This window comes from Clostridium sp. N3C, assembly GCF_900095445.1.
In the GTDB taxonomy this organism is placed as follows: Bacteria; Bacillota; Clostridia; order Clostridiales; family Clostridiaceae; genus Clostridium_AU.
The window spans coordinates 12707-39009 of the sequence record NZ_FMJL01000035.1 but is presented as its reverse complement, the minus strand read 5'-3'; the positions used below and the strand labels follow the sequence as shown (position 1 = coordinate 39009).

Below are 26303 nucleotides of genomic sequence, written 5' to 3'. Positions count from 1 at the left end.
AAGGAGGTTAGTGCTATGAAAAAACTAAGTCACAAGATTATTGTAATGTCTATTGCAATCTGCCTTATCTTAGGAGCTACTTTATCTACAACTTCAATCATCAGTATCATAACCGCTAATAACAATTATCTTTCGGAATTGGATCAAACATTAAGAGATCAATATGATCAAAAGACTAAACTTCAAGTTGAAACTGCAATAAGTATGTTAACAAAAATAAGTGATATGGAGAAAAAAGGCAGACTTACTCATGAGGAAGCATTAAATCTTGGAGCAGATCTTTTGAGAGAGCTAAGATATGGAAAGGAAGGATATTTCTGGGCTGATACCCCTGATGGTACAAATGTGGTGCTTCTAGGAAGTGAAACAGAAGGTACAAATCGATATAATCTCCAAGATACCAATGGAACATTCTATATGCAAGAAATAATTAATAATGGCTTGCAAGAAGGTGGTGGCTTTTCTGAATATTGGTTTCCTAAAAAGGGCGAAACTGAACCTTCTCCAAAGAGAGCATACAGTATACTATTCGAGCCTTTCAATTGGGTAATCGGAACTGGCAACTATATTGATGATATAGATAAAGAAATCGCATTAAAAGAAGAGGAAATATCACAAAATACAAGTAAAATTATGATATTACTCTCTGTTCTTTTATTTACCATCTTGGCTATTGCTATAATTGCATCTGTTATAATAGGATTTAGAATTAGTAAACCTATTGTTAGCCTTACTGCCTTATTCAAAAAAGCAGAAGCAGGAGATTTAACTGTGAGAAGCAATTGTAACAACAAAGATGAAACTGGACAGCTTTCAAAGGCATTTAATAATATGATGAACAATATGATGACTCTAATAAAAGGTGTTAAAGAGCTAAGCTTTGCTGTATCAGAATCATCCCAAGGAATCTTAGCCTCATCAAATGAGATTAGCACAGCTTCAGAGCAAATAGCCCTTACCACAAATGAACTTGCAGAAGCTTCTATAAACCAGGCCAAATATGCTGAAAATAGTAACGCTAAATTAAGTGAAATATTAGACGGACTTAGTAAAATTAATGAAGAAATGGAAAACTCCAAGCAGCTTAGTTTAAAGGCAAACGAAATCGTTAACACTGGAGAAAAAATAGTTCAAAGTAATGAGGAAAAAACAATGATAACTAAAGAAGCTGCTATGAAGGTCAACAAAGTCATAGCTATTCTTGAAGAAAAATCAAATACAATAGGCCATATAGTAGAGGTAATTAACAGCATATCAGATCAAACAAATCTTTTGGCATTAAACGCCGCTATTGAGGCAGCTCGAGCTGGGGAAGCAGGTAAAGGTTTTTCAGTGGTAGCAGATGAGATTAGAAAACTTGCAGAACAGTCCAGTAGCTCAGCAAAGCAAATTGGTGATATAATAGCAGAAATAAAAGATAGTATAGACCAGTCAGTTATAGAAATAAATAAATCCAGTGTAGCTGTGGCAGAACAAGAAAAAGCTTTAACGGAAACTGTAAATGTATTCAATGAAATCTCTATATCCGTTGATACTATAACTGATAAAATCAAACAAGTTGTTGAATCATCAAATTTACTTAGTTCAAGAGCTACAGAAGCAGTAGAAGCAGCAAGCAGTATAGTATCACTTACAGAGGAGGCAGCATCCAGCACAGAAGAAGTATCCGCATCTACTCAGGAGCAGACCTCTGTTATTCATCAAATAGCCTCTTCCGCTAAGGATTTAGCAGAGCTTTCATCTAAACTGCAAAAGGAAATAGACAAATTTATAGTTTAAAATTAAACAAGCATTAATAATATACATACCCCCAAAAGTTAGACCTAAAACTCTAACCTTTGGGGGTAACTTTATTTTATTAAGTATAAATTTACCTATTTTATTTGAAAGAGAAATAGATAGTGGTAGAAAAACTATTAAATTACATAGCAACAATCCAAACACTATCACTAAAATCATAGTGTAGTTAACACTTAAAAAGGAGCTTCCTTCCATAATCAGTAACATCAACGAAATTAAATTACACCTATTATTACCCCAATGAATGTATATACTAGCACTTGAAATTAAATACACCAAAAACTACAGAAAGTAATATTACTAATAAGGCAACTATAAATATTATCCATCTTTGATATTTCAGTTTTTTCATCAATAAATTTTTCATTACTCCAATCCACTAAAGCATTTGAATAACTTCCAGGTATCCTGTCTACTACTGTTTAATGCTTCTACTTGATTTTGCCCATTTTCATAAGTCTTATAAATCTTTTCAACACATAAAATTTCATCTTTACTCATAGCAATGTATCTCCTAACTATTTTATGAACATGTCAATTAAATTTAGGAAAATAAAAATCCAAATATCCCAGCCAATATTCCACTTAATGTTTATATCACCAATTTATATATTAAATATCAACATAATTTATACTTTATTGCCTTTTTCAGGCCATATATGATCTTATAACTATTGTTACTTTGTGCATTATTGATTTTAACTTTATACTTTTTTATTTATTTTATGTATTATTAACACTCAAATCTCTAAAACTAATAAAAAGGTTGTGGTGTGTCATAGCAAAATTTAAATACCATATAAGATTAATGAAAAATCTTTCGAAGACTCAATATATTTAATTTACTTAAGGATATAAAGAGGGGCTCTATTATGGGAAGACGATTGGCAGAAAAGAGATTAACTCAGGCTTACAAAAATGCTAAAATCGAATATTTTGATGAAAGCTCTAAATATATATTTTTCAGTGACTGTCATAGGGGAGATGCTACCCCATCAGATGAATTTGCTAAAAATCAAAATATTTATTTATTTGCCTTAGAATACTATTTTAGAAATGGTTATACCTATGTGGAGCTAGGCGATGGAGAAGAGCTTTGGGAGCACTCTAATTTTAAACATATAAGGCTGGCCCACGATGAAGTATATACATTATTAAAAAAGTTCTACGACGCCAATAAATTGATTATGCTCTATGGTAATCACAATATATGCTTGAAATATAAAAGCTTTATAGAAAAGAATTATTATAAATTCTACGATGATTACAATGAGGAAGAAATAGAATTGTTTCCTGGATTAACGATACATGAAGCAGTAGTGTTTAAGCATAGAAATACTGGCCAGGAAATACTAGCGATACACGGTCATCAGGGAGATATAATGAATGACAAACTATGGGGCCTTAATATGCTTACTGTAAGATACTTCTGGAAATTTTTCCACTCAATAGGCTTTATTAATCCTGCAAGCCCCGTAAAAAATTCAGAACAAATCCATAAGATTGAACGAATTTACAAACACTGGATTAAGGCAAACAAGATTATGATTATTTGTGGCCATACTCATAGACCACACTTTCCTAAAAATAATGAATTACCATACTTTAATGACGGTTCTTGTGTTCGAGCTAGCGGTATACAGGGTATTGAAATAGAAAATGGGGAAATAAAATTAATAGAATGGCGAATAAGAACAAATTTATCTGGAGAACTTCATATCAAAAGAAAAATTTTAAGAGGACCTAGATCGCTAGAATTCTTTGATTTAAAGAATAAAAAATAAACCTCTAGTGCTTATAAAAAGCCACTAAGGTTTATTTTGCTGTATATTTTCTTCTACTAAATACTTTTCCTCATTTATAGTTATGTAAAATAAGTTCTAATTTCACCTATCTAAGCTCTACCTTTTCCAATGCTCTCTAACTCTTCAGCAGAATCCTTTATTTTTTCCATTAAGTTTCCTATACTTTCCATACCATTATCTTGTTCTGAAATTGTTGCTAACATTTCTTCTGTAGAAGCTGAATGTTCCTCTGCTATGCTTGCAATACTTTCCGCTTGCTCTTGTACCTTCTTAAATAATTCACTAGTAACTTCAACAATCTTTACTTCTTCTTCAATGCAATCATCTATGTTGTCAAAGGAAAGCTTTATGTTGTCAAAGTTCTTGTTCACCTTATCAACTATTATCTCTCCTTCTTTAACGGCCTCATTACCACCCTTTACCTCCTGTAAAGCAGAAGTAGTCTTGTCCTTTAATTCATTAATTATTGTGGAAATAAATCCGGCAGCTTCTGAGCTCTGTTCAGCTAATTTTCTAACTTCCTCTGCTACAACGGCAAAGCCCTTACCTTGTTCTCCTGCTCTAGCAGCTTCAATGGCAGCATTTAAAGCTAGAAGATTAGTCTGATCTGATATCTGGGTAATTGTAGTTAAGAACTTATTGATTTCATCCATTGATTTTTCAAGTTCTGTTACTGTTGATAAGGACTGGCTAATAGCATGCTTAATTATATCCATCTGCTTGTCCATATCAGATATGTGTTCAGCGCCTTCTTTTACAACCTCACTAGTTTTTACAGAAACCTCTGACATTCTATTTGAATTTTTAACTATTTCTCTAATTCCATCATCCGCTTTATCTATCATATTGCTGATATCTGTAATACTGGAGGATTGTTCAACAATACCTTTTGTTACTTCATTCATTGCAGACATCATGCCCTTACTTCCTTCTCTAAGAGCTTGAAGATTTTCATTGCAATTGTTTATACTGTCCTTTAAATCTGATGAACTCTGCTTTATTAAATTTACAATATTGTTAGTTTCTTCTATGGCACTTGTGGCATTCATTCCCTTTTTGATAGTTAATATAATTAAATCGTTACCCCATTTTGCACCAAAATATAGAACAAAAATACAAATATTACCTACAAAGACATCTAAAATAATTTCATTTATAAAATTATTTGGTAGCAAAAATGCAAGACCTACAGCAACCATATCTAATACAATTGCATAAGTGATAAGAAGCTTTTTATTCAAATATAATACAAAAAAACAAGCATTAATAATTATTGAAACAAAAAACAATTCTAAGTTTTTGTTAGAAATAACATCCATTATAATAAAAATAAAATAACTGTAACATAAAATATTACCTATTTGTGATTGGAACTTTTTAAGTTTAAATAAAACTGCAGCAACTATTATCCCTAATATAAGCACTATAAAATTAACACCAAATTTAACCGCACCAGTTGCTATTCCTATCAAAGCCAGTACAACCATTCCACACATTATATAGAGTATAGTTTTATTAACCCTATTTACATGATGAGATAACATATCATTTTTTTCCATTGCCACTTCACTTCCTTTATTTTAGTATAATTATATATATTATCGTTCATATCAAGTAATTATGAAGTGCCTTTAAATAAAATTAAACCTCTAGTTGCTTATAAAAAAGCTACCGAGGCTTATTTTTTTGGATTTACCTTCAAAATATACCCAATATTATCATATTTAAACTCTCTTTTTTGCAATACCGTCCAATTCTTCAGCGGAATCCTTTATATGTTTCACCAAATCACTTATCTTCTCAATATTGTTATCTTGCTCAGAAAGTGTTGCTAGCATTTCTTCTGTAGAGGCTGAATGTTCCTGAGCAATGCTTGCAATGCTCTCTGCTTCTTCTTGTACCCTCTTAAATAATTCACTAGTAACTTCAACAATCTTTACTTCTTCTTCAATGCAATCATCTATGTTGTCAAAGGAAAGCTTTATGTTGTCAAAGTTCTTGTTCACCTTATCAACTATTATCTCTCCTTCTTTAACGGCCTCATTACCACCCTTTACCTCCTGTAAAGCAGAAGTAGTCTTTTCCTTTAATTCATTAATTATTGTGGAAATAAATCCAGCAGCTTCTGAGCTCTGTTCAGCCAGTTTTCTAACTTCCTCTGCTACAACAGCAAAGCCTTTACCCTGTTCTCCTGCTCTAGCAGCTTCGATTGCAGCATTCAAAGCTAAAAGATTGGTCTGATCCGATATCTGAGTAATAGCAGTTAAGAACTTATTAATTTCATCCATGGATTTTTCAAGCTCTGTTACTGTTGATAAGGACTGGCTAATAACATGCTTAATTATATCCATTTGCTTATCCATATCAGATATGTGTTCAGCGCCTTCTTTTACAACCTCACTAGTTTTTACAGAAACCTCTGACATCTTATTTGTATTTTTAACTATTTCTTTAATGCCATCATCAGCTTTGCTTATCATATTACTGATATCTGTAATACTGGAGGCTTGCTCAACAATTCCTTTTGTTACATCATTCATCACCGCTATTATGCCGCTACTTCCTTCTCTAAGGGCTTGGAGATTTTCATTGCAATTATTTATGCTAGCTTTTAAGTCTGATGAACTTTTCTTTATCAACCCTATAATATTATTAGTTTCTTCCGCAGAAACTACCGCTTCTGTTTCCTTATTAATTGCCTTTTCAATTAACTCTCCGCCCCACTTTACAACAAAGTATAAAATTATTATACAAATGTTAACAGTAGCAGTATCTGTAATATTCTTCGCCATAAGTTCCTTTGGTAGTAAAAATCCAAGACTTACAGCAAAAAGATCTAATATAATTGCATAAATAAGAAGAAGCTTTTTGTTTAAATACAATGTAATAAAACAAACATTGATAATTATAAAACCTAAAAACAAATCTAAACTTTTGCTAAAAATAACATTTAATACGACAAAAATGAAATAACTATAACTTAAAATACTACCTATTTGGTATTCAAACTTTTTAAGTTTGAAAAGAACTGCAGCAACTATTAAACCTAATACAAGCACTACAAAGTTAATACCCAATTTAATTGCACCTTGTAATGTTGCTATAAAAATTAAAGCAATCATTACGCACATGACAGTAAGTAAAATTTTGTTGACCCTATGTATATGGTTAGCCAAAAAGTTTTCTTTTTCCATAGCCTCTTCACATCCTCCTTATTTCATAATTTACAGATATATTATATTAATATAATATTCCATTGCCCCTCATTACCTTTAACACTTCAAAATAATATTTTCTTAAATCCCTTCCATATCCCTTGCATCTAACGATAACATCCTTACTGATTTTAAATAATTTGTCATATTTGCATCATCATTAACAGGATAGGTAAATCCAAAGTATTCCCCCACCTCTTTACCTAGAATACGGAACAAGTCTCCTGCTACAAACATTGATCCCATATATTATCTTTATTGCTATCAGAATAAGTTTTAACATACATTGCCCAATAATTCTCATCCCTAGGTTTCTCTATCTTTGGCAAGCAATTATCCTTGTCTAATAGAGGAATTGTTAGCTTATCCTCAAAATATACCTTTCTCATATATTCTTTGGTCTGAAGTTCCTGACCCATTCATATAAACTGCCCTAATCCGTTAATCCTTTTGGGCTACCCCCAAGATTAACTCAAACATTTCTTTTTCACTTCTCATTGTCCCTCCAAAAAACTGAAATTATTACAAAATACAACTATATTATATACGAAAAAAAGTAAAAAAAATACTAGTTACTGTAACTTTCTGTTCATAAGCCTCCATTTCCTTAAAGTATATTATTAATATCTTCAAAGTCCTCAATATAGTAATCAGCATATTTTTTTATAGCATTATGCTGCTTTATATCTCTTTTTAGCAAGTAAACTGTTAAGGCAGTATTAATACCTAACATTTTTGCCCCTTTCAATTCATCAGCGCCACCATCTCCAATAAAAATAGAGCTTTCAGGATCAACCTTCATTTTTTCTAAGGCCCGCAAATATATTTCTAATTGAGGTTTTATGTAGCCTACTTCATAGGAAAATATGGTCTCATCAAACAAATCCTTTAAGGGGGATTCATGCCAATGCATTACATCGATAACATCAGCATTGCTAATTAGGCAAAGCTTCTTCCCTCTTGCTTTTAAATTATCCAGTACCTTTAAGACTTTAGGTTCCACTTCTATTAAAGCTCTTTTGTATCTCTCTTCCCTTAAGCTTAAAATTTCCTTCTTCTGCTGTTGGCTAACCTTTATTTTCATCTTAGCAAGTATATCATCAATTATCTTATCAGGGTTTTTAACCTTCCCTAATGCTCTTCTTCTGTACAATTCCTTATCTTCTGCATATCGTTCCCACTCTTCTTCTGTTATTCCTAATACATCATTTTCGTTCCTAAAAGCATTATTCTTCGGTTTGATCAAAGTAAAGAATAGGTCAAAGTATATGACCTTTATATCCTTTCTCATACCGAAACCCCACTTTGATTATTTTTAAATTTATATACTTTTGCTAATGCTTATTAACTACAAACTTATTTCATATATGACTTTTTAATCTTTTGATAAGGCTTTTAAAAGAAGTTGAACTAATTCAAGAGAATTTAGAGCTGCCTTTGCCATATTAATCTCAAAATCTTCTGCTCCACTTTCATCTGCACTATCTGATATAGAGCGAATAATTAGGAATGGAACACTATTAGCATAGCAAACATGGGCAACACTAGCACTTTCCATATCAACACATAGGGGATTAAATCTTTCTATTAAGTCCCTTCTTTCATTATGTGTAATAAAGGCCTCTCCAGTAATAATTCTTCCTGTATAGCATTTGCATGGCAAGGATAAAGAGTGAGCTACTTTGTTGCATAATTCAAACATTTTAGAATCTGGCCTAAAATATATATCCTTCATCCATGGATGATATTCTGTTAAAATTCCCGGCACCACATCATGATATGCTATTTCATTTCCAATAACTATATCTCCAATGTTAAGTTCTTGTCTTAAAGCTCCTGCCACTCCTGTTAATATAAGTTGTGTAACCTTAAACTTACTAATTAGTATTTGTGTTGCAATTGCTGCATTAACCTTGCATACTCCAGAAAACACCGCTACTACTTCTAATCCTTCATAAAGTCCAGTATAAAATTTCAACATAGCCTCTTCAATTTGAATTTTATTTGTCATCTTGTTCATTATAAAAGGCATTATCTCTCTTTCTGTTGCGCTTATTAACCCAATCTTCATGACCCTCCCCCATTTTCATTGCCTATTTATTTGTAAATAATATCCATATAAAATTATACCATTTCATCAAAAATATATAAAGAAAAAGCAACTATCCGTTTATTATTTCAGATAGTTGCTACCACTATAACATATTTAATTTATCTATCTTTCCTAATAATTATTTCGTTAAATTAGTCATAGCTACAGTAAACTCATTGTAAACGAACATATCTATCTTACTTTAACTATTTTAAATAAAAACTATATCTAAAAAGCCTGATGGCTATACTTTCATCACTCTTAGTCTGAAACTCCGTTATATATTCATAGCTTTTGTAACCATAGTCTACTCTTATTATCATGTCACAGGCTTCCTTAGTAAAAGAAATAAAAAACACCTCTATTTATGATTATTGACAAATAAAAGTGTTTTAATCAAAGATTCTTATTTAAAAACAACTTTAAACTCTTCACAAACTACTAGCATTTCCTCATCAAATTCAAGGCCATATTCTTTAAGTTCTTTTGAGAAAAAGTCTTCATGCACCTTTCTCCAATAGGATAAGGACCTATCTCCTTCCCCTTCTTTAAAAGCATGGTTATCTGATACTTCTATAAAAGGACAAGTGTAAACTTTAGTTGTTTCTGTTATACAAACAGCATTATTATCTCCATCTAAAATAATATTCAGCCCACCTACTGGAGGCAAAGGTTCCTTTTCAAGTTGGTACAAGGGATAGGCTGATGCAGTAGCTGTTTTGATACCTTCCACCACAAGTTTTGCAAGCTCCGTTGCCATTAAGGGGTCTGCTCCAAAACTCCAAGCTTCATAGGTCTTATTTTTCACCTTGTTGCTTTTTATATATAAATTCCACATTTCTTCTGCCTTCATATAAGATCACTATCCTCTTTAAATAAAATATATTTCATATCATCATAGGTTACTTCCAAGTGTTTAGCATAAAACTCACTATTCTTTACAAATCTAAAGCCACATTTTTCTATAACCCTTCTAGACTGATTGTTAAAGGTAAAATGGCCTATAGTTACGGCATCTAAATTACATTCCTTAAAGCAGAATCTAATTACTTCCTTTACCGCTTCAGGCATCAACCCCTTTCCCCAGTAATCTTTAGATAAAACATAGCCAATTTCTTTAACAGTTAAATCTGCATAGTTGCTATCATCGTTTGCCCAGGACCTATGCAAGCCTAGAGAACCAATTACCTTATTATTTTCTTTATAAACAAGCGCAAATACATTTTTTCCAGAAATAAAAGACTGTAATATTGCCTTTGACTCCTCAATGGATTGATGATGCCTCCAACCTGCTCTCTCTCCTACCCCTTCCACAGAAGCATATTCGTACAAGTCATTTAAATCTGCTTCCTGCCAAGGCCTCAAAAGCAATCTATCCGTTTCTAAAGTGATATTTGAAAGATCAATACTTATATCCATAAAAACACCTCTCATTTCATACTTCATTGTATGACTAATACTTTTTAAAATTAAATCCTAATAAATCTATTTCTTCATCCTTATCCAATCTTTTATCATAGTTTTTTCTTAGCTGGATTAAATTCAAATGATCAAATCCAAATTCTCTATATAGTTTTATAGCATTACTATTTCGTGGTACAACATCCACGAACATTGAAACCACTTTCTTTTGAGCCATTAATTCGTCTATCTTTTGCATAGTAAGTTTACCAATGCCCTTACCCCTATACTGTTCTAATATGAAAATATCCTCTAACCAAGCTACATCTTGTCCACCAAATCTTACATAAAAAAAGCCAACGGGTTCATTATCTAAAAATATATTGTAAATATGGCCTTCCTTTTTCCATTCCTCCAAAGTCTCTTTAGAATCTTCATCAGTTTGCCAATATTCTTTAGGAGCATTATTTAATCCCCTATGATAATTAAAAAATTCAGTAATCATTTTTACAGTAGTGAAAAATAAATCCTCTGAAAGTTCTTTAATCTTAATATTCATAACTATACCCCATTCTATTTCACAAAAATGCTCTTAAACAATAGTTTATTAAATTGATTAAGTGAAAACTATATTAAGATATAAATTCAAAGCAATAATCCTCTTGCTTAATAAACCCCATAGATTCATATGTCTTTCTTGCAATATGATTTTCTGATGAAGTTTGTAATACAGGTATTTAATATCTTTGTTTTCAAATCATCATTTATAAAGGAAATATGCTTTATATATCTTATCCTCGCTGTATTCTGCAGAATCATTTTTCACTAATTATTTTTTCAAAATAACTTACATCAGGAAATTAATTTTTTATACAATACTCTATAGCTTCCTTAATGTCATAGAACTTTAGTAAAAATTATCTCTAAAGGCTCATTGTCTAATAATAAGCTACCAGCATCCTTATAGTCAAATTTTCTATAGAAATGCTGGGCTTCTTCGTTAGACATGGTAGATGTCAAAAGTAACTTATATCCTGAAAATCACTTTTCTCTGCATAGTTAATTATCATCTTCATTACCTACTTTCTGTATGGCCCTCTATGCTTTCTTATATCAAACAAAGGCTCTATAAACCAATACTTTAAGAACTTTCCTTCTTCAAGTAGTTTTAAAACTTCATCCTTACTTGCCCATTTCACTGCTTGTACCTCTTCATGTTGAAGATTTAAATCTTTAATATCTATTTCCCTTTCAACAATATAATAATCATGGAAGCCATGTTCAGAGTTAATAGTAAAGAAAGGTCTTTCCTTTGACAAATCAATTTTATAGCCTATTTCTTCAAAAGTTTCTCTTTCAATAGCCTGAGTACTACTTTCTCCTGCTTGGGCACTGCCAGAAACAGTAATAGCCCACATATTAGGCCATTGCTCTTTCCATGCTTGTCGTTGTTGAATCAGCAGCTCATTTTTTGAATTGAAAATACAAAGATGAACTATAAGGTGAAAATCGCCTTTAGCAAACTCACCGCCTCTCTCCATAGTTCTTCCGGTTAAATTTCTGTTTTTGTCATATATATCCCATAATTCCATAATGACCTCCTCCATAAAACATAATAAAGTTTTTATATATACCCAAATATTATTGAACAATAATACAAGCATAATTTTCATAAGGCATTAGGCTCCAAACCTTCCCAAGGCACCATTTCATGAAGAGTAAATTCTAATTCCATGGTCACTTTCCTTTTTCCAATTTTGATTACTAAATATAATACCACTATTAATCTTACACTCCAAGACCATGAAAATTTATTTTCATCAAAATAAAAAGGACATGGCCTCTTTAACCACATCCTTAATTTAACTAAAATCATTGTACTAATAGTTTTTTCTATACTATCTCTAAAAGCTCTTCAAAGCTATCCATAATATAGTCATATTCGTTAACTTCTCCAAAACCATACCTAGCATAAATAAAAGGTATACCTGCAACCTTTGCCGCCTTCTGGTCTCCTGCTGTATCTCCAACATAGATAGAACTCTTTAAATTATTTCTTTCCATTACTAGCTTTATGTTTTCCCCTTTAGTTAAACCTGTTCTTCCAGGATTCTCAAAATCTACAAAGTATTCTTCAAGCTTATGAGCTTTAAAAAAGGCCTCTATGTATCCACATTGACAGTTGCTTACAATAAAAAGCTTATACTTCTTAGACAGTTCTTTTAAGACCTCTTCAAGCTTAGGAAATAAAACTCCTCCCTTCACTTCAAGAAGCTTACACTCATCCTCACAGCATTGTTTAATTATATTAAGTCTTTGTCTATCATCTAGATCTGGAAATAACTTTACTGCAATGTCCTCTATGGTTAAGCCCATTACGCCTTTTATATCTTCAACTGTCAGTTCCTTTCGGATTTCACTGAACTTTTCCATGGTTTGGTTCCAAGACTCAAGAACCCCTTCCGTTGAATCCCACAGGGTACCATCTAAATCAAAAATTATACTATCAATATTCATAACTCTTCCTCCGTTAGCTTTAGTAGGATAAATAGAAAAACATCTATATACTCCATTATAACTTAACTTATCTTTCCCAGTAAATCTTCTATCTCATCCTTTAATTGCTCAGCATCTATAGAAAAGCCACCGCCAGCGGTATCTGCAAAGAGTAAAACCTTGCACTTATCTCTCTTCATACCCAACAGCCAATATTCTAGAAATTCATATAAGTCCACCGACTCTATCTGAGTATCCTTCCACTGATTTTCCTGGCAGTAGCGTGCAAAGTCATAAGATGGCCATATAGGCATAGCAAGGTTACCTTTAGAATCTTTAATTGTTATCCATTCATTATTTTGTTTTAGTCCGTAAACACACTCTGTCTCTACTGCCTTAGTTAAAAAATAAATATGCTTTCTATCTGCCCTTAAGCAAAATACCTCTTCAACCTCACTATAATCCATAACAAGTCTCCTTTATGCCAGTACCCTTAATTTAAATAAATACTGTAAATAATTAAATGCATTTTAAAGTAATAATCACTAACTCTGGCTTATTGAAAAATCTAAATCCAGCTTTGCCACTACCTAATCCCCGGCTAACTATCATACTGTTACTTCCAGCCTTATAAAGTCCTCCATCATATTTAGGAAAGAGCTCCTTTTCTGGAGAAACCAAACCACCTACAAAGGGCAACCTTACCATACCACCGTGCATATGACCGCTAAGGGTTAAATCTGCTCCCCAAGTAGAATATGTATCAAAATATACTGGATTATGTGTAAGAAGAATATTAAAGTCTTTTTCTTCAGCTTCTCCTAATATCTTTTTTATCTGTTCTGTTCCAAAATAATATTCTTTCGTATTTTCATTTGACAAATCCCTATAATACCTAAGATGAAACCATAAACCATAAAAGTTTATTGATTTCCCTTCCTTTTCTATAGTAATTTTTTCATTATCAAGGACTTGTACACCCAAACCATCAATGTAAGCCAGCATTTCCTCTAGAGCTTCCTCATTCAAATTCTGTTCATGGTTACCTACAATATAATAAACAGGGTACTTGTTCACCAACGATACTGCTAGCTTATAGAAAACACTGAAATCAGTTTCTTTGCTGTTAATCATATCTCCAGTGATTACAATGAGATTTGGAGCTACTTTATCTATGACCTCTAGCAACCTTCTATTATCTTTTCCAAATTCTTTGCTATGTAAATCTGATATTTGAAGTATCTTAAAACCATCAAAGCTATTTGGTACTTGGGAACTTTTTATTACATTTTCAGTGACAGTAATCATTTCATTGCTTACTACCAATTCTATGATAAAAAGCAATATCACTGTCAAAATAATTACATACCATCTTTTTTGTCCCTTTTTCATTTGGCCTCCTATCATAAGTTTTACTAAAGAACTCCTTTAAATCTACACTTTAAAAACATGTTAATAAATCATTACAATCATTGCAATTATTAGTTCTTATTTAAAAACCAATATAGGGTTCCCACTTCAACTATTAACCTATATATTCTAAAAAATACTTTACAATTTCATATTCAGTGAATGTATAAGTTAATTTCAGTAATGGAACCCTATAAAGACTCAAATACATAACCTATTTTCTAGGAGCTACTCCTAGTCTTTTTTCTATACTTCATCCTTTGTATAAAACCATTTTCTTCCTAAGATAAATTATGCTTTTGCTATTTATCTTTGCCGTTCCTAACGTTTATAATTTTGTAGCTTAATATAATAACAGCAAAAATAAAAGTTACAGCGTTTGCTGCTATTAAAGCAACATCTGAAATTGCTAGTCCATAAATTAACCAAAAAAGCACACCAAGAGTGAACATAATATACATAACTAAAGATATACTTCTTGTATCCTTAGTTTTTATAACTTGAACCGCTTGAGGAACAAAGGATAAAGTAGTTAAAACAGCAGCAGCAAAACTAAATATTACCATAATTTTATCTCCTCCTGGAGATTATTATATCACATAAAGAGCATTATTTACCTATGTCTTGTCGAATTTTATCTAGTTTTCTTTTATTCTAAACTGAATCACAACTCTGCTACTATCTACAGAGAGGACAATAATACTATAATCCAAAGTTTGTAGCAGCTGTAAAAAGTCCTTCATATCATCCTCAAAGACATATAAGGTTTCCATTGCTTTAGTTTGTATAGCATAATTAGAACCGATTTTGGCCAAGGTTAAGTTTTCCCACTGCTTTACATTATAATTATTGTTCTTTAAGGTAATAGTATTGTTCCTTTTTGCTAGCAATTTTACCTGTTGTTCATAATGTTCTTTTAGAGCTTTATTTTCTTCAAGAAGCTTGTCTAGATAAACTGCACTCCTATCCTTTAGAAGCTTTTCTTTTTCAATCTCCTCCTTGAGATTTTGGATCTTTTGCTCAAGGTCTTTTAACCTTCTTTCTTTTAATTTATAATAGAAATTACTAAGAAACTTTAAGTTACTGTTTTCTCTCTTTTTCATAGATGCTCCTTTATGTTGAAAGAATTATTTTAATATATGGTGGTGATTTTTATGAAAGACTCTTTAAAGGATAGTATATCAAAAATCCTATATACTACAAAATCCTTAATAGACAAAACAGAAGAAAGCATAAAATTCGAAAGCAATAAGAGCAATATAATTAAGGCCCTTTATAAGCCCCTTTTGGAGAAAAAACAAGAAGAAAAGAATAGTCTTTCGCAGGAATTAGAGAAATTAAAAGAGGAACATAATCAGTTAAAAAATCAAATAAGAAAAATACAAGGGGAAATAGCCCATTATAATAAGAAACTTAATGCCCTAACAAAATTTCAATATTTTATATTAGATCATAAGTAAAAAATACATGGGCTCTGCCTTAAATATATCCCCAATCTTTATAACTGTTTATATTATCCTTAAAGCTATTTAAAATTCATATTTATTTTTCATATGATATAAACCAAGTAAAGGTCCTTGATAGTATCTATCAAAAGTATTGCTCATAAGCCTTTTATAAGAATCATATATTATTTCTATATGTTCCTCTCTTCCTATTCTCCCTAACACAAAAGCCATTACCGCTTCACAATAAGGATACTTTATTTCACTTATTATTTCTGCCAAATTATTAGCATACTCCTGTCCATAGGTAACAATGATTCTAGCTCCATTTTCAATAAACATGTCATTTCCACTTTTCTTTAAATCTTCTAGCAGCCGTGGAATAATAGTTTCTTTATTCTCCATCAACTTTAATATAAGCTTTTCGGACGCTATAGGATTCATCGGTTTTCTAAGCATATTGTATAAATTATCAATATGGCTTTCTTGTTCCACCAAAGCATTCTCAGCTTCCCACTTTTCTTTATTCTTTATCATAGTTGCTTCTAAGTTCTTTTTAATTTCTTCAGTGGCAGGAAATAAATTTAAGCTAAAGTCCAATATATAATATGGACTCCTTCCATCAAGCATATTCTCTTTAAAAAACTTTGTACTTAAATTTTTATTAACAAATTGTCTTATTTCTTTTGTTTGAATTTTGCTCATATTAATTTTCCTTTCTTTACAGCAACTTTTTCAGCATAAGGTTCTTATAAATATATTATCATGTGAAAATAAATATATCCATTATACAATAATAATTATACTGACTCTGAAAATTCACGTCAATTTTTACCATAATATCTATCATTATCTTTCCATCTATAAAATCAAAAGTTGACAGAAAAAGCTTTCAACTTTATCCATCAACTTTTTATAAACAAACACTTATTCTTTCTTAATGTACACAAAAATCACAAGGATCTGAATGCTTTGATTTTAAAGCTTCCTCTAAGGTAGTTTCCAGTATAGTTTTGCTCCTGGAAAGGGTTCTGCAATTTTTATCATAATGATAAGACTTTCCTGAAGGAGTATAATACACTATTTTGCTTGCGGAACTATTTGAGTTACTTTGTGAACTATTATTGCTTGTGCCATTGCTTTTATTATTTGTTGTATTACTGGTTGTGCTATTTGAGGTCTTATTTTCTATCTTATTTGTTGAACCGTCCCCGGATCCTTCCACTCCTTTGTAGCTGCCTGCATTAGTATTGAAGGTAACTTCACTACCGTTAGAAGTTGCTACTATGGTTCCTTGCTCATCGGTTCTATATACTGGTATATTTCTGCTCTTTAATCGGTTCATCACATCCTGAGATGGATGTCCGTAGCTATTTTCTTTACCGACAGATATCACTGCATACTTGGGCTTTACCTTGTTTAAGAAAGCCTCACTTGAAGAGGATTCACTGCCATGATGACCTACTTTTAGCACCGTTGCTTCTAGATTAAGGCCCTTAGATATCATTTCTTTTTCACTTATCGTTTCAGCATCTCCCGTTAATAGGAATGATGTGTTTCCGAAACTTACTTTTAATACTATAGAGTAATCATTAGCATCTTTATATTCTGTGCTATTAGGTGCCAAAATAGTAACGGTAGCCTCTCCTAATTTAAAGCTTTCTCCTACAATAGGTGCAGTGAGCTTTAGTCCTTTATTTTTCACTGCTGTTACAAAATCTCCAAAGGTTTTTGTAGTTGAATTTTGCTTTGGGAAATAAACCTTTCCAACCTTAAAAGAATTTATTATATAATCAGCACTACCAATATGATCTTCATGAACATGAGTTCCAACAAAATACTGTAATTCGCTTATTCCTTGTTTGGTAAGATAATTTTTTATTGTACTGGCATCGCCAGTATTTCCCCCATCAACCAACATTGCTTGGCTTCCTTGTTGTACTAAAATGCTGTCTGCTTGGCCAACATCTATAAAATGAACCTTCAATTCACCTTTACTCTGTAACGTATTTTCTTCTGACACAGTTGTAGTCTTATCCAGTTGCTCTTCTTCCTGTTTATTAACATCTTCACTAAAAGTTTTATTTTGATCTATATCAGTTTTTTGTGTTGCAAGTTTTTGTGAAGTTTCTTGATTGGTTATAGGTACATTGCCACAACCTGCGAAAGCAAAAAGTAAAGTTATATAAGTTATAAAGATAAACCACTTACTTTTTAATATTTTTTTCAATTACATACCTCCTTTCATATAACATTATTATATTACATATTTCGATGAAGATGTGGAGAATTGTCGAATAATTATAAATGTAAATATCTGCAATACCTTTATAGGAATATATAAATCAAAATATATTTTTAGTTGTTAATGTAACTTTTGAGAAATCTGCTATAATTAATTTATAATTTTATAGCTAGGGAGGAAGAATTCATGGCAGTACAATTAAGAGAAGGTTGGATGAACTTATTAAAGGATGAATTTGAAAAAGATTATTATAAGAGGCTTCGAGCATTTCTTATAAAAGAATATGCCACAGGCACTATTTATCCAGATAAATATGATATATTTAATGCCTTAAACTATACAGACTACCAGGACGTAAAGGTAGTAATATTAGGTCAAGACCCTTACCACGGTCCAAATCAAGCCCATGGCCTTAGTTTTTCAGTTAAACCCGGCGTTCCTGCTCCTCCTTCTTTAATGAATATATACAAAGAATTAAAAAGCGATTTAGGCTGTTATATACCAAATAACGGCTATTTAAAAAAATGGGCTGATCAAGGGGTGCTTTTGCTGAACACTTCACTTACTGTTCGTGCTCATCAAGCCAATTCACATAGAAATATAGGGTGGGAAAAGTTTACTGATAGGGTTATCGAACTTCTCAATGAAAGAGAAAAGCCTATGGTATTTATACTGTGGGGGAATAATGCTATATCTAAAGAAAAGTTAATAACTAATAAATCTCACTACATAATTAAATCTGCCCATCCAAGTCCACTATCCGCTTCAAGAGGTTTCTTTGGTAGCAAACCTTTTTCAAAGGCTAATAATTTTTTAATTTCCATTGGAGAAAGTCCTATTGATTGGCAAATAGAAAATATATAAAAATAGGCTTTTGTTTGCAGGTTTAGATAGCAAACAAAAGCTCTATTTAATTTATCTTAACATAGATAGTAATGCATCGGGAATTCTTTCTAAGGAAGTCTGCCTTTCAACAGCTCCAATATTATAGGCTACTCTAGGCATTCCATAAACTACCGAAGACTTCTCATCCTGTCCAATAGTTCTAGCTCCTTGCCTTCTCATGGATAAAAGGCCTTTAGCACCATCATACCCCATTCCTGTAAGAATGATGCCAACAGCTCTGCTGCCGCATTCCTTAGCTACCGATTCAAATAAAACATCCACTGAAGGACAATGTCCATTTACCTTTTCTCCTTGAAAACATTCAACCTTATACAGGCTTCCTAACTTTTTAATTCTCATGTGATAATTGCCGGGAGCAATTAAAACCTTACCTTGCTCTAAAACATCTCCAGTCTCTGCTTCTTTTACTGAAAGATTAGTTGTTGAATTTAACCTTTGTGCAAACATATTAGAAAAAACCGCTGGAATATGTTGAACAATTACAATACCAGGAACAGTGCTTGGAAGTCGACTTAATATATTGTAAATAGCCTCTGTACCACCGGTGGAAGCTCCTATAGCAATTACCTTATTTGAATCAATTATATTATTACTTGTTTTATTATTAGATATAGAAATATTAGGTCTTATTGACACCTTAGCGGAAGCTGCTATCTTTATTTTTGCTATAAGGTCAATAATCAGTTCTTCCACCGCCTTAGGGGATTGAATATCAGGCTTAGTAACAAAATCTACTGCGCCGGCATCCATTGCATCAAATACTGCTTCACTTACTGTACTTACAACAATTACTGGTATAACATATTGAGGGAGTAATCTACGAATAAATTCTATTCCATTCATTTTTGGCATTTCTACATCACAAGTCATAACATGGGGACTAAATTCTAAAATTTTATCTCTTGCTTCAAAGGGATCGGATGCCGTTGCCACCACTTCTATATTAGGATCTGAATTAATCCCCCTTGATAAAACTTCCCTAAATAGCCTACTGTCATCAACTACTAGCACCCTTATTTTTTTATCTAGACTCATCTCATCACCTGCCTATTCTTTTCTATATACAGCAGGCATTACATATTTATATTTGGTGTGTGCTCGGTCTAAAGATTCGGAATGTCCTATGAATAAATATCCTCCACTTTCCGTCATATCATAAAACTTATTAACTAAATCTATTTTTGTTTTTTGATCAAAATATATCATTACATTTCTACAAAATATAACATGAAACTTTCGTTTAAAGGGAAATACTGGCTCCATAAGATTAAACTTTCTAAAGATAACTTCTTTTCTTATCTTATCTACAACAATACTATTTTTATCATTTTGCCTCTTAAAATAATTTAACCTCCACACAGATGGTAATGCCCCTATACTATCATTACTATATTCACCTTTTATTGCAATATCAAGGACCCTGCTAGAAATATCTGTGGCTAAAATTTTAGTGTCCCATATTCCTTTTTCTTTACCGAAAAATTCATCTATAAGCATAGCAAGGGTATAAGGTTCTTCACCGGTAGAACATCCCGCACTCCATATTCTTAAATCCTTATTAGTTTCTGACTTCTTTAGGTAGGGAAGAACCGTATCTCTAAAATAATAAAAGTGATCTGATTCTCTCATAAAGTAAGTATGATTAGTGGTAATTTTATTAATCATAGTATTTACAGCATTACCGCTCTTATCGGATATTATATAATCATAATAATGGGAGAAGCTAGTAAACTCCTTCTCTATAAGTAGATTTTGAAGTTTTCCCATTATTAAAGCCTTCTTTTCCTTTTTTAAATGTATACCATAATTATCCTTTATATAGTCTGCCAGCTGTTTGAATTCTTTATCCGTAATCTTTATCATGTCGTACCCCCCTTTTTAAAAAAGGGGCGCTTTTAAGCTACCCCTAGCCAATATTAATACTTACCAAATTCCTTGTCACTTAATGCAATTTTAGGTTTTATAACCTCATCATCTTCCTTTGTAGATGTTGGAGTACTATTGCTTTCAGTCATTCTTTCAAGCATCTTCAATACTTCTGGATTTAATTCATCAATGTCATTATATTTTCTAACATTCTGCTTTATCTTAAACTTTTGAACTAATTCCTTTAATAAGCTAGCCTGACCAAACAACTCTTCACTAGCTGCTGCAGCTTCTTCAGAAGTAGCTGAATTAGTTTGAACAACCTCTGATACTTGCATAATTCCTTGATTAACTTGCTCTATAGCAATAGCTTGCTCATTAGAAGCAATAGCAATGTTGTTTACAAGGTCTGCTACCTTTTCAATACTAAGTAGTATTTCACTAAGGGCTTCAGCACTAAGCTTTGCAATTTTGGTGCCACCTTCAGATTTCTTTATTGAATTCTCTATTAAATCAGTGGTTTCTTTTGCAGCATTTGCAGAACGAGCTGCAAGATTTCTTACTTCCTCTGCTACAACGGCAAAACCTTTACCGTGCTGGCCTGCCCTTGCAGCCTCTACCGCAGCATTGAGAGCCAAAATATTAGTTTGGAATGCTATATCGTCAATCACTTTAATAATCTTAGAAATATTACTGGAAGCATCATTTATCTCTTCTATGGCTTTTAGCATGTCTTCCATTTGCTCATTGCCCTTCACAGCGTTTATCTTAGCACTTTCAGCTAATTGGTTAGCTTTGTCCGCATTTTCTGCATTAAGTCTTGTCTGTGAAGAAATTTCTTCTATAGAAGCAGTTAACTCTTCAATGGAGCTTGCTTGCTCTGTAGCACCTTCTGAAAGAGCTATACTTGAAGCGGACAACTGTTTTGATCCGGATTCAACTTGCTCAGCAGCATTATTAATATTTCTTAAAACTTCATTATTATTCTTAACAATTTCAGCTAACTTTTTGCCAAGCAAATCATTTTCAGACCTTATAGGTACATCAATAGTTAAATCACCGGAGGCTATTCTTTCAGCAACTAAAGCCTGTTCTCTAATATTAGTAATCATTCTTCTTAGAGCTTCTGCAAGACTGCCAATTTCATCTTTAGTATCTGCTTCTACGCTAACATTTACATCACCTAAAGCAATTTTATCTGCCACTGCCACCATTTTATTAACCGGTCTACTTATAGTGCCTGCTATAAATAAGCCAAGGGCAATAGCTATAACTACACCAATTGCTATTATTATAATCATGGTAATCGTTGATGTTTTAGCTGCAACACCGTTTTTTTCTGCCGCTTCTCTAGCAAGGTCCTTAGTTAAATTCATTAAATCCTCTGTTGCAGATGTCACTTCTCCAACTATTCTTGCAGCTTCACTATTAAGTAGTTCACCTCGAAGTTCATCCATTTTACTAGCCTGCGCTAACTCAATTAATCCATCTTCATAAACAAAAAAGTCATTTATGGCCTGTTCTAAATCTTTGAATCTATCCATTACCTTCTGATCTACTACAGTGGCCTTAAAGGCTTCCATATTATCCAATATAACTCCATCGTATTTCTGAATACCTTTTATAGCCTCTAACCTTTCATTTAGATCTTGCCTAACATACAAACCTCTTAGTTCTACACGTAATTTATTGTAGTTTATAGTTACATCTGCTAAATGTGGTAATGAAGCTGTATATCTCTCGTACAATTCATTATCCTTTTCGCTAATATCTCTAATATTAACAACACCTACAACACCTACAGCTGCAGCAATTATAGCCACTACAATAAAACCAATTATCAACTTTGAAGCAACCTTTAGATTATAAAACCATTTCATCATAGTGATCACCATTCCTCTTCTATAGTAATTATTTATAGAACTTTTTCCCGATTAATATTTTTTACAACGCTTCAGTTAAATCCTCAATTTCCTCTTCCGATAAAAGCTTCTCACAATCAAGGAGAAGTTTCACACTTTCTCCAACTTTGCCAATATTTTTTATATATCTGTTACTAGAACCTTTATTCAACTGTGGCGGGTCAGTAATATTCTCATCTCCAATGGTAAGAACTTCTGACACGCTATCAACTATAAGTCCTACAGAAATTTCATTAATATCAACAACAATAACGCAGGTTCTATCATTGTAGTCTATAGGTTCCTTCTTAAACCTAAGTCTCATATCTATTACTGGAATTATCTTTCCTCTTAAATTAATTATTCCTTTTACATACTCAGGTAGTTCCGGAACTTCTGTTATTGTTTGAATACCAATAATTTCTGTAACATACTTAATCTCTATTCCATAACTTTCCTTTCCTAATGAAAATGTCAAATATCTACCTTTCTGAGTATCCTCTTCCATCTCTATGTTATCCTCTACTATATTAGCCATCTTTACGTCTCCCTTCTATTAATGATTCATAAGTTCTGCTACATCTAGGATCAAACTAATGCTTCCATCTCCCAGCAATGTACAACCTGATATTCCTTTTACCTTATTAAATCTTCTAATGTATTCTGGTAGGCTCTTTACAACTACTTGCTGCTCACCAATAAGCTCATCTGCAAATATGCAAATACTTTTCTCCTCATGATTAACCATAATCATAATTCCCTCTGGAATATTTGTTACTTCAGTTTTAACTTTATATAACTGATGTAATCTTAAAATAGGATAGCATTCCCCTCTAATCATAATCATTTCATTACCATCTGGATCTGTGATTATATCTTCTTCCTTAGCTCTAAAAGATTCTTGAATGCTTATAATTGGTAAAGTATAAGTTGATTTTCCTACTTTTATGGTCATACCATCCATAATTGCAAGAGTAAGAGGTATCTTTAATGTTATTGCAGTGCCCTTATCTGGTACACTATCAACGGAAATAGTTCCTCCTACTGTACCAATATTTTTAGCTACAACATCCATTCCAACGCCACGACCAGAAAACTCTGTTACTTTATCTTTAGTGGAAAATCCTGGCAAGAATATATAAGAGAAAACTTCCTTATCGGAGATTTCACTTTCATCCCTATTTACTAATCCATTTTTTCTAGCTCTTTCTAGTATCTGCTCTCTTCTTAATCCTTTTCCATCATCTCTGATTATTATTAATACATCTCCACCTTCATTTTTAGCTTCTAAAGTAACAGTTCCTATCTTAGGCTTTCCTTTTGCCTCTCTCTCCTCTGGGGTTTCCAAACCGTGATCAATAGCATTTCTTACAAGATGCATAATAGGATCAGAGATATGTTCAATAATATTTTTATCCACCTCTGTCTCTGCTCCTATAATATTTAACTTAACTTCCTTTGACAGTTTCTTAGACATGTCACGAACAATTCTATACATCTTTTGGAAAGTTGTCTCCAATGGCACCATTCTTATAGACATAACGATATCCTGAAGTCCATTAGTAATCTTCTGTAGCTGTTGGGCAGCTTTGTAAAAGTTTTCAAGAGACAATCCCTTTAAATCTGGATTCTCAACTACCATGGCCTGAGAGATAACTAACTCTCCAACCATATCCATAAGTTTATCTAGCTTGTTTACATTTACACTAATAATACTCTGCTGACTGCTAGAAGACTTTACATAATTTTTATCTGCTACTTCCTTCTTTTTAGGGCTGTCCATTTTTTCTTCTCTAACAGTATTTGCTCCAGCTTTCTTCTCTTCCAATACTTCTTCCTTACTTTCTCCTTGAGTAAGTTCAAAATCTTTCATTAAAGGAGTCTGGACAAAGAACTTATGGAGTTCTTCATAGCTTTTATTGCTTTTAAAAGATATACTGATGCCATTTTTCCGAATAAGGTCTGTAGAATTTTCATCTCCAAAAATGTCCTCTGGAATATGCTGAACTTCCTCCGCTATATCTTTAAGATTATTTATTAAGCTATATGCACGGACATCCTCCATTTCACAGCCTTCTTCAAAAATAACCGTTGCCTTATAATTATTTAAAGATAAAACTTCAGAACTTTCAGAAACTTTATCGTCCATCTTTTCATTAACAGTTTGATTTATATTATTTTCCACTGAATCTTTGCTTATATGGTCATTATTTTCCTTTAAGGTAAAAAGAAACTTTTTTATATCATCAACAAGGATAGATGGATCACCATCGGCATCTTTCTTATTAGTGATCTTATCCACCTCACTTTTTATAAAATCCAATCCCTCTAGCGCAATATCCGAAAGCTTTTCATAATTAAGCTCCACCGGGCTATTCTCACGAAGAAAGAAAAATAAATCTTCAATAGAATGGGCTACCGTTGTTATATTTTCATACATCATCATTGCAGAAGAGCCTTTAATTGTATGCATAATTCTAAAGACTTCATTAACGCCTTCTTCTGAGAAGCCTCCTGCCGTTTCATTATCTATTATCACTTGCTCTAATTGTTCAATAAGTTGATTGGTTTCAAATAGATACATATCCAGCAAGGCTTCCTGATTAAAACTATTTGACAATTGAATTCATCCTTTCTAAGAGGCTGCTTAAATTCCCAAGACCTGTGATAAAGTTTTTACTACATGATCATCTTTAAAAGGTTTTACTATAAATGATTTAGCTCCATTCATTATAGACTCTCTCACAAACTTTTCCTGGCCCATAGCTGAAACCATAACTACTTTCGCATTAGGATCAATTTTTTTTATTACCTTTAAAGCGCCAATACCATCTAATTCCGGCATGGTAATATCCATAGTAACAAGATCTGGCTTAAGTTCTACAAATTTTTCTACACCAACTTTACCATTTGGAGCTTCACCAACTACCTCAAATCCATTATCTTCAAGTATAGCCTTTAAGGACATTCTCATAAAAGCAGCGTCATCAACAATCAGTATCTTTTTCATTTCATCATCTCCTTTGTTACTTCACTATAGAAAAATGGTAGACAACTGGTATTGTCTACCATGATAAGTTACCATTTATTTTGGCAACCTGACAATCATGGCAATAATCATTGCTTTAGACTGATAGCTTTGCGTCTCCATCTTTCAATGGATTTGCTTTTAACCTTCAAACGTTTGCTTAATTTAATATTTCTACAAATTTCATCTCAACACACTGCTGTTATATTATATAATAAAGCCCCATTAAACTCTTATTATAGCAAAATTATATCATTTTATATTTGTAAAAACAAGGCGGATATAGTCGTTTTTATGTATATTTTTAAAACAGATTTAATTTTATTTTAAAATCGACAAAAACTTTTTAATTTTTATTTTTTATAAATCCTTATCATAAAAAAATAGCGAATTACTTAAATATTAAGTAATTCGATAGAATAATTAAAGAATTCTTAGACTAACAAGCTGCTCTAAACATTCTTTATTTCAACAACTTCATAGCCTGCATCTTCTATAGCAGCCTTTATAGCTTGGTCAGATGCATCTCCTTCTATTAATGCAATTTTTGAATCTAAGTCTACATTAACCTTTGATAAACCTAATTCTTCTAAAGCAGCAGTTACATGCTTAACGCAATGCCCACAGCTCATTCCTTCAATTATAATTTTCTTTGCCATATTAAAAATCTCCTTTCTAAATATATGTTCTATA

At 32.2% G+C, this 26303-nt stretch carries 31 protein-coding genes and 1 riboswitch; of the genes, 4 read left to right on the top strand and 27 right to left on the bottom strand.

The genetic code is table 11. The annotated features are described in order from the left end of the window. Positions 1-15 precede the first annotated feature (15 nt). Positions 16-1779: a methyl-accepting chemotaxis protein gene (locus N3C_RS10165; protein ID WP_074365925.1), complete on the top strand. Its 1764-nt coding sequence runs from the start codon at positions 16-18 to the stop codon at positions 1777-1779. A gap of 387 nt (positions 1780-2166) precedes the next feature. Here N3C_RS10165 and N3C_RS15450 read toward each other — a convergent pair whose 3' ends face one another. After that, entirely contained in the window at positions 2167-2301 is a 135-nt protein-coding gene (locus tag N3C_RS15450) for a hypothetical protein (protein ID WP_278281131.1), read from the bottom strand. Between the two features lie 371 nt (positions 2302-2672). Here N3C_RS15450 and N3C_RS10155 point away from each other — a divergent pair, with 371 nt between their 5' ends. Further along, entirely contained in the window at positions 2673-3584 is a 912-nt protein-coding gene (locus N3C_RS10155; protein WP_074365923.1) for a metallophosphoesterase family protein, read from the top strand. A 110-nt stretch (positions 3585-3694) separates the two neighbouring features. On the opposite strand, the gene N3C_RS10150 is transcribed toward N3C_RS10155, so the two are convergent. The 17 genes from N3C_RS10150 to N3C_RS10075 all read right to left on the bottom strand — a co-directional run bounded on the left by N3C_RS10150 (position 3695) and on the right by N3C_RS10075 (position 15322). Beyond that, entirely contained in the window at positions 3695-5164 is a 1470-nt protein-coding gene (locus N3C_RS10150) for a methyl-accepting chemotaxis protein (protein ID WP_074365922.1), read from the bottom strand. 165 nt (positions 5165-5329) lie between these two features. Continuing rightward, a complete protein-coding gene (locus tag N3C_RS10145) occupies positions 5330-6799 on the bottom strand; it encodes a methyl-accepting chemotaxis protein (RefSeq protein ID WP_074365921.1) in 1470 nt (489 codons plus the stop codon). 102 nt (positions 6800-6901) lie between these two features. Beyond that, positions 6902-7066, bottom strand: a complete 165-nt coding sequence (locus N3C_RS15330; protein WP_242944083.1) for an aminoglycoside 6-adenylyltransferase — start codon at positions 7064-7066, stop codon at positions 6902-6904. Beyond that, positions 7048-7209, bottom strand: a complete 162-nt coding sequence (locus tag N3C_RS15325) for an aminoglycoside 6-adenylyltransferase (protein ID WP_242944082.1) — start codon at positions 7207-7209, stop codon at positions 7048-7050. The genes N3C_RS15330 and N3C_RS15325 overlap by 19 nt, the downstream gene beginning before the upstream one ends. A gap of 218 nt (positions 7210-7427) precedes the next feature. Then, positions 7428-8111, bottom strand: coding sequence for an HAD family hydrolase (locus tag N3C_RS10135; protein WP_074365919.1), 684 nt, complete (start codon positions 8109-8111; stop codon positions 7428-7430). A gap of 84 nt (positions 8112-8195) precedes the next feature. Further along, complete coding sequence (locus N3C_RS10130; protein WP_074365918.1) at positions 8196-8891, bottom strand: 5'-methylthioadenosine/adenosylhomocysteine nucleosidase; 696 nt, start codon at positions 8889-8891, stop codon at positions 8196-8198. Positions 8892-9318: 427 nt separating this feature from the next. Then, entirely contained in the window at positions 9319-9765 is a 447-nt protein-coding gene (locus tag N3C_RS10125) for an ASCH domain-containing protein (protein WP_074365917.1), read from the bottom strand. After that, entirely contained in the window at positions 9762-10331 is a 570-nt protein-coding gene (locus N3C_RS10120) for a GNAT family N-acetyltransferase (protein ID WP_074365916.1), read from the bottom strand. Before N3C_RS10120 ends, N3C_RS10125 begins: the two co-directional genes overlap by 4 nt. Before the next feature lie 34 nt (positions 10332-10365). Continuing rightward, the gene (locus tag N3C_RS10115; protein ID WP_074365915.1) at positions 10366-10872 is read right to left on the bottom strand and encodes a GNAT family N-acetyltransferase; all 507 of its coding nucleotides are present in this window, start codon (positions 10870-10872) and stop codon (positions 10366-10368) included. A gap of 338 nt (positions 10873-11210) precedes the next feature. Continuing rightward, positions 11211-11333, bottom strand: coding sequence for a hypothetical protein (locus N3C_RS15445; protein ID WP_278281130.1), 123 nt, complete (start codon positions 11331-11333; stop codon positions 11211-11213). Positions 11334-11392: 59 nt separating this feature from the next. Further along, entirely contained in the window at positions 11393-11905 is a 513-nt protein-coding gene (locus N3C_RS10105; RefSeq protein WP_178377803.1) for an NUDIX hydrolase, read from the bottom strand. Between the two features lie 77 nt (positions 11906-11982). After that, positions 11983-12189: a hypothetical protein gene (locus N3C_RS10100; RefSeq protein ID WP_074365914.1), complete on the bottom strand. Its 207-nt coding sequence runs from the start codon at positions 12187-12189 to the stop codon at positions 11983-11985. Between the two features lie 17 nt (positions 12190-12206). Further along, positions 12207-12830 carry an HAD family hydrolase gene (locus N3C_RS10095; protein WP_074365913.1) on the bottom strand — a complete coding sequence of 208 codons (624 nt, stop codon included), beginning with the start codon at positions 12828-12830 and terminating at the stop codon, positions 12207-12209. A gap of 62 nt (positions 12831-12892) precedes the next feature. Further along, complete coding sequence (locus N3C_RS10090) at positions 12893-13276, bottom strand: DUF2750 domain-containing protein (protein WP_074365912.1); 384 nt, start codon at positions 13274-13276, stop codon at positions 12893-12895. A gap of 52 nt (positions 13277-13328) precedes the next feature. Then, positions 13329-14201, bottom strand: a complete 873-nt coding sequence (locus N3C_RS10085; protein WP_074365911.1) for a metallophosphoesterase — start codon at positions 14199-14201, stop codon at positions 13329-13331. Between the two features lie 320 nt (positions 14202-14521). Continuing rightward, positions 14522-14785, bottom strand: a complete 264-nt coding sequence (locus N3C_RS10080) for a SemiSWEET transporter (RefSeq protein ID WP_074365910.1) — start codon at positions 14783-14785, stop codon at positions 14522-14524. A gap of 72 nt (positions 14786-14857) precedes the next feature. Then, a complete protein-coding gene (locus N3C_RS10075; protein WP_074365909.1) occupies positions 14858-15322 on the bottom strand; it encodes a hypothetical protein in 465 nt (154 codons plus the stop codon). A gap of 51 nt (positions 15323-15373) precedes the next feature. Between N3C_RS10075 and N3C_RS10070 the strand changes: the two genes are divergently transcribed. Continuing rightward, the gene (locus tag N3C_RS10070) at positions 15374-15679 is read left to right on the top strand and encodes a hypothetical protein (protein WP_074365908.1); all 306 of its coding nucleotides are present in this window, start codon (positions 15374-15376) and stop codon (positions 15677-15679) included. A gap of 69 nt (positions 15680-15748) precedes the next feature. Here N3C_RS10070 and N3C_RS10065 read toward each other — a convergent pair whose 3' ends face one another. Together N3C_RS10065 and N3C_RS10060 are read right to left on the bottom strand one after the other, a co-directional pair. Next, on the bottom strand, positions 15749-16369 hold the full coding sequence (locus N3C_RS10065) for a hypothetical protein (protein WP_074365907.1): 621 nt from the start codon (positions 16367-16369) through the stop codon (positions 15749-15751). 232 nt (positions 16370-16601) lie between these two features. Next, complete coding sequence (locus N3C_RS10060) at positions 16602-17894, bottom strand: ComEC/Rec2 family competence protein (protein WP_074365906.1); 1293 nt, start codon at positions 17892-17894, stop codon at positions 16602-16604. A 201-nt stretch (positions 17895-18095) separates the two neighbouring features. Between N3C_RS10060 and N3C_RS10055 the strand changes: the two genes are divergently transcribed. Then, entirely contained in the window at positions 18096-18773 is a 678-nt protein-coding gene (locus tag N3C_RS10055; RefSeq protein WP_074365905.1) for a uracil-DNA glycosylase, read from the top strand. A 51-nt stretch (positions 18774-18824) separates the two neighbouring features. On the opposite strand, the gene N3C_RS10050 is transcribed toward N3C_RS10055, so the two are convergent. The 7 genes from N3C_RS10050 to N3C_RS10020 all read right to left on the bottom strand — a co-directional run bounded on the left by N3C_RS10050 (position 18825) and on the right by N3C_RS10020 (position 26269). Beyond that, a complete protein-coding gene (locus N3C_RS10050) occupies positions 18825-19850 on the bottom strand; it encodes a protein-glutamate methylesterase/protein-glutamine glutaminase (protein ID WP_074365904.1) in 1026 nt (341 codons plus the stop codon). A 12-nt stretch (positions 19851-19862) separates the two neighbouring features. Continuing rightward, the gene (locus N3C_RS10045) at positions 19863-20678 is read right to left on the bottom strand and encodes a CheR family methyltransferase (RefSeq protein WP_074365903.1); all 816 of its coding nucleotides are present in this window, start codon (positions 20676-20678) and stop codon (positions 19863-19865) included. Positions 20679-20731: 53 nt separating this feature from the next. Continuing rightward, positions 20732-22561 carry a methyl-accepting chemotaxis protein gene (locus tag N3C_RS10040; RefSeq protein ID WP_074365902.1) on the bottom strand — a complete coding sequence of 610 codons (1830 nt, stop codon included), beginning with the start codon at positions 22559-22561 and terminating at the stop codon, positions 20732-20734. Between the two features lie 64 nt (positions 22562-22625). Beyond that, complete coding sequence (locus N3C_RS10035) at positions 22626-23120, bottom strand: chemotaxis protein CheW (protein WP_074365901.1); 495 nt, start codon at positions 23118-23120, stop codon at positions 22626-22628. Between the two features lie 18 nt (positions 23121-23138). Next, positions 23139-25202 carry a chemotaxis protein CheA gene (locus tag N3C_RS10030; protein ID WP_074365900.1) on the bottom strand — a complete coding sequence of 688 codons (2064 nt, stop codon included), beginning with the start codon at positions 25200-25202 and terminating at the stop codon, positions 23139-23141. Positions 25203-25229: 27 nt separating this feature from the next. After that, a complete protein-coding gene (locus N3C_RS10025; protein WP_074365899.1) occupies positions 25230-25592 on the bottom strand; it encodes a response regulator in 363 nt (120 codons plus the stop codon). A gap of 79 nt (positions 25593-25671) precedes the next feature. Further along, positions 25672-25760: riboswitch (cyclic di-GMP riboswitch) on the bottom strand. A 302-nt stretch (positions 25761-26062) separates the two neighbouring features. Continuing rightward, positions 26063-26269: a heavy-metal-associated domain-containing protein gene (locus N3C_RS10020; RefSeq protein WP_074365898.1), complete on the bottom strand. Its 207-nt coding sequence runs from the start codon at positions 26267-26269 to the stop codon at positions 26063-26065. Between the last annotated feature and the right edge of the window lie 34 nt (positions 26270-26303).

Excerpts from the sequence above, each read along its gene's own strand:
- N3C_RS15450 (WP_278281131.1), bottom strand. The coding sequence starts at position 2,301 with ATGAGTAAAGATGAAATTTTATGTGTTGAAAAGATTTATAAGACTTAT.
- N3C_RS10090 (WP_074365912.1), bottom strand. The coding sequence starts at position 13,276 with ATGGATTATAGTGAGGTTGAAGAGGTATTTTGCTTAAGGGCAGATAGA.
- N3C_RS10045 (WP_074365903.1), bottom strand. The coding sequence starts at position 20,678 with ATGATAAAGATTACGGATAAAGAATTCAAACAGCTGGCAGACTATATA.
- N3C_RS10125 (WP_074365917.1), bottom strand. The coding sequence starts at position 9,765 with ATGAAGGCAGAAGAAATGTGGAATTTATATATAAAAAGCAACAAGGTG.
- N3C_RS10130 (WP_074365918.1), bottom strand. The coding sequence starts at position 8,891 with ATGAAGATTGGGTTAATAAGCGCAACAGAAAGAGAGATAATGCCTTTT.
- N3C_RS10050 (WP_074365904.1), bottom strand. The coding sequence starts at position 19,850 with ATGAGTCTAGATAAAAAAATAAGGGTGCTAGTAGTTGATGACAGTAGG.
- N3C_RS10145 (WP_074365921.1), bottom strand. The coding sequence starts at position 6,799 with ATGGAAAAAGAAAACTTTTTGGCTAACCATATACATAGGGTCAACAAA.
- N3C_RS10150 (WP_074365922.1), bottom strand. The coding sequence starts at position 5,164 with ATGGAAAAAAATGATATGTTATCTCATCATGTAAATAGGGTTAATAAA.
- N3C_RS10165 (WP_074365925.1), top strand. The coding sequence starts at position 16 with ATGAAAAAACTAAGTCACAAGATTATTGTAATGTCTATTGCAATCTGC.
- N3C_RS10075 (WP_074365909.1), bottom strand. The coding sequence starts at position 15,322 with ATGAAAAAGAGAGAAAACAGTAACTTAAAGTTTCTTAGTAATTTCTAT.
- N3C_RS10085 (WP_074365911.1), bottom strand. The coding sequence starts at position 14,201 with ATGAAAAAGGGACAAAAAAGATGGTATGTAATTATTTTGACAGTGATA.
- N3C_RS10040 (WP_074365902.1), bottom strand. The coding sequence starts at position 22,561 with ATGAAATGGTTTTATAATCTAAAGGTTGCTTCAAAGTTGATAATTGGT.
- N3C_RS10025 (WP_074365899.1), bottom strand. The coding sequence starts at position 25,592 with ATGAAAAAGATACTGATTGTTGATGACGCTGCTTTTATGAGAATGTCC.
- N3C_RS10035 (WP_074365901.1), bottom strand. The coding sequence starts at position 23,120 with ATGGCTAATATAGTAGAGGATAACATAGAGATGGAAGAGGATACTCAG.
- N3C_RS10115 (WP_074365915.1), bottom strand. The coding sequence starts at position 10,872 with ATGAATATTAAGATTAAAGAACTTTCAGAGGATTTATTTTTCACTACT.
- N3C_RS10080 (WP_074365910.1), bottom strand. The coding sequence starts at position 14,785 with ATGGTAATATTTAGTTTTGCTGCTGCTGTTTTAACTACTTTATCCTTT.
- N3C_RS10065 (WP_074365907.1), bottom strand. The coding sequence starts at position 16,369 with ATGAGCAAAATTCAAACAAAAGAAATAAGACAATTTGTTAATAAAAAT.
- N3C_RS10155 (WP_074365923.1), top strand. The coding sequence starts at position 2,673 with ATGGGAAGACGATTGGCAGAAAAGAGATTAACTCAGGCTTACAAAAAT.
- N3C_RS10095 (WP_074365913.1), bottom strand. The coding sequence starts at position 12,830 with ATGAATATTGATAGTATAATTTTTGATTTAGATGGTACCCTGTGGGAT.
- N3C_RS10070 (WP_074365908.1), top strand. The coding sequence starts at position 15,374 with ATGAAAGACTCTTTAAAGGATAGTATATCAAAAATCCTATATACTACA.
- N3C_RS10055 (WP_074365905.1), top strand. The coding sequence starts at position 18,096 with ATGGCAGTACAATTAAGAGAAGGTTGGATGAACTTATTAAAGGATGAA.
- N3C_RS10020 (WP_074365898.1), bottom strand. The coding sequence starts at position 26,269 with ATGGCAAAGAAAATTATAATTGAAGGAATGAGCTGTGGGCATTGCGTT.
- N3C_RS15325 (WP_242944082.1), bottom strand. The coding sequence starts at position 7,209 with ATGAGAAAGGTATATTTTGAGGATAAGCTAACAATTCCTCTATTAGAC.
- N3C_RS10105 (WP_178377803.1), bottom strand. The coding sequence starts at position 11,905 with ATGGAATTATGGGATATATATGACAAAAACAGAAATTTAACCGGAAGA.
- N3C_RS10120 (WP_074365916.1), bottom strand. The coding sequence starts at position 10,331 with ATGGATATAAGTATTGATCTTTCAAATATCACTTTAGAAACGGATAGA.
- N3C_RS15330 (WP_242944083.1), bottom strand. The coding sequence starts at position 7,066 with ATGGGATCAATGTTTGTAGCAGGAGACTTGTTCCGTATTCTAGGTAAA.
- N3C_RS10100 (WP_074365914.1), bottom strand. The coding sequence starts at position 12,189 with ATGATTTTAGTTAAATTAAGGATGTGGTTAAAGAGGCCATGTCCTTTT.
- N3C_RS10135 (WP_074365919.1), bottom strand. The coding sequence starts at position 8,111 with ATGAGAAAGGATATAAAGGTCATATACTTTGACCTATTCTTTACTTTG.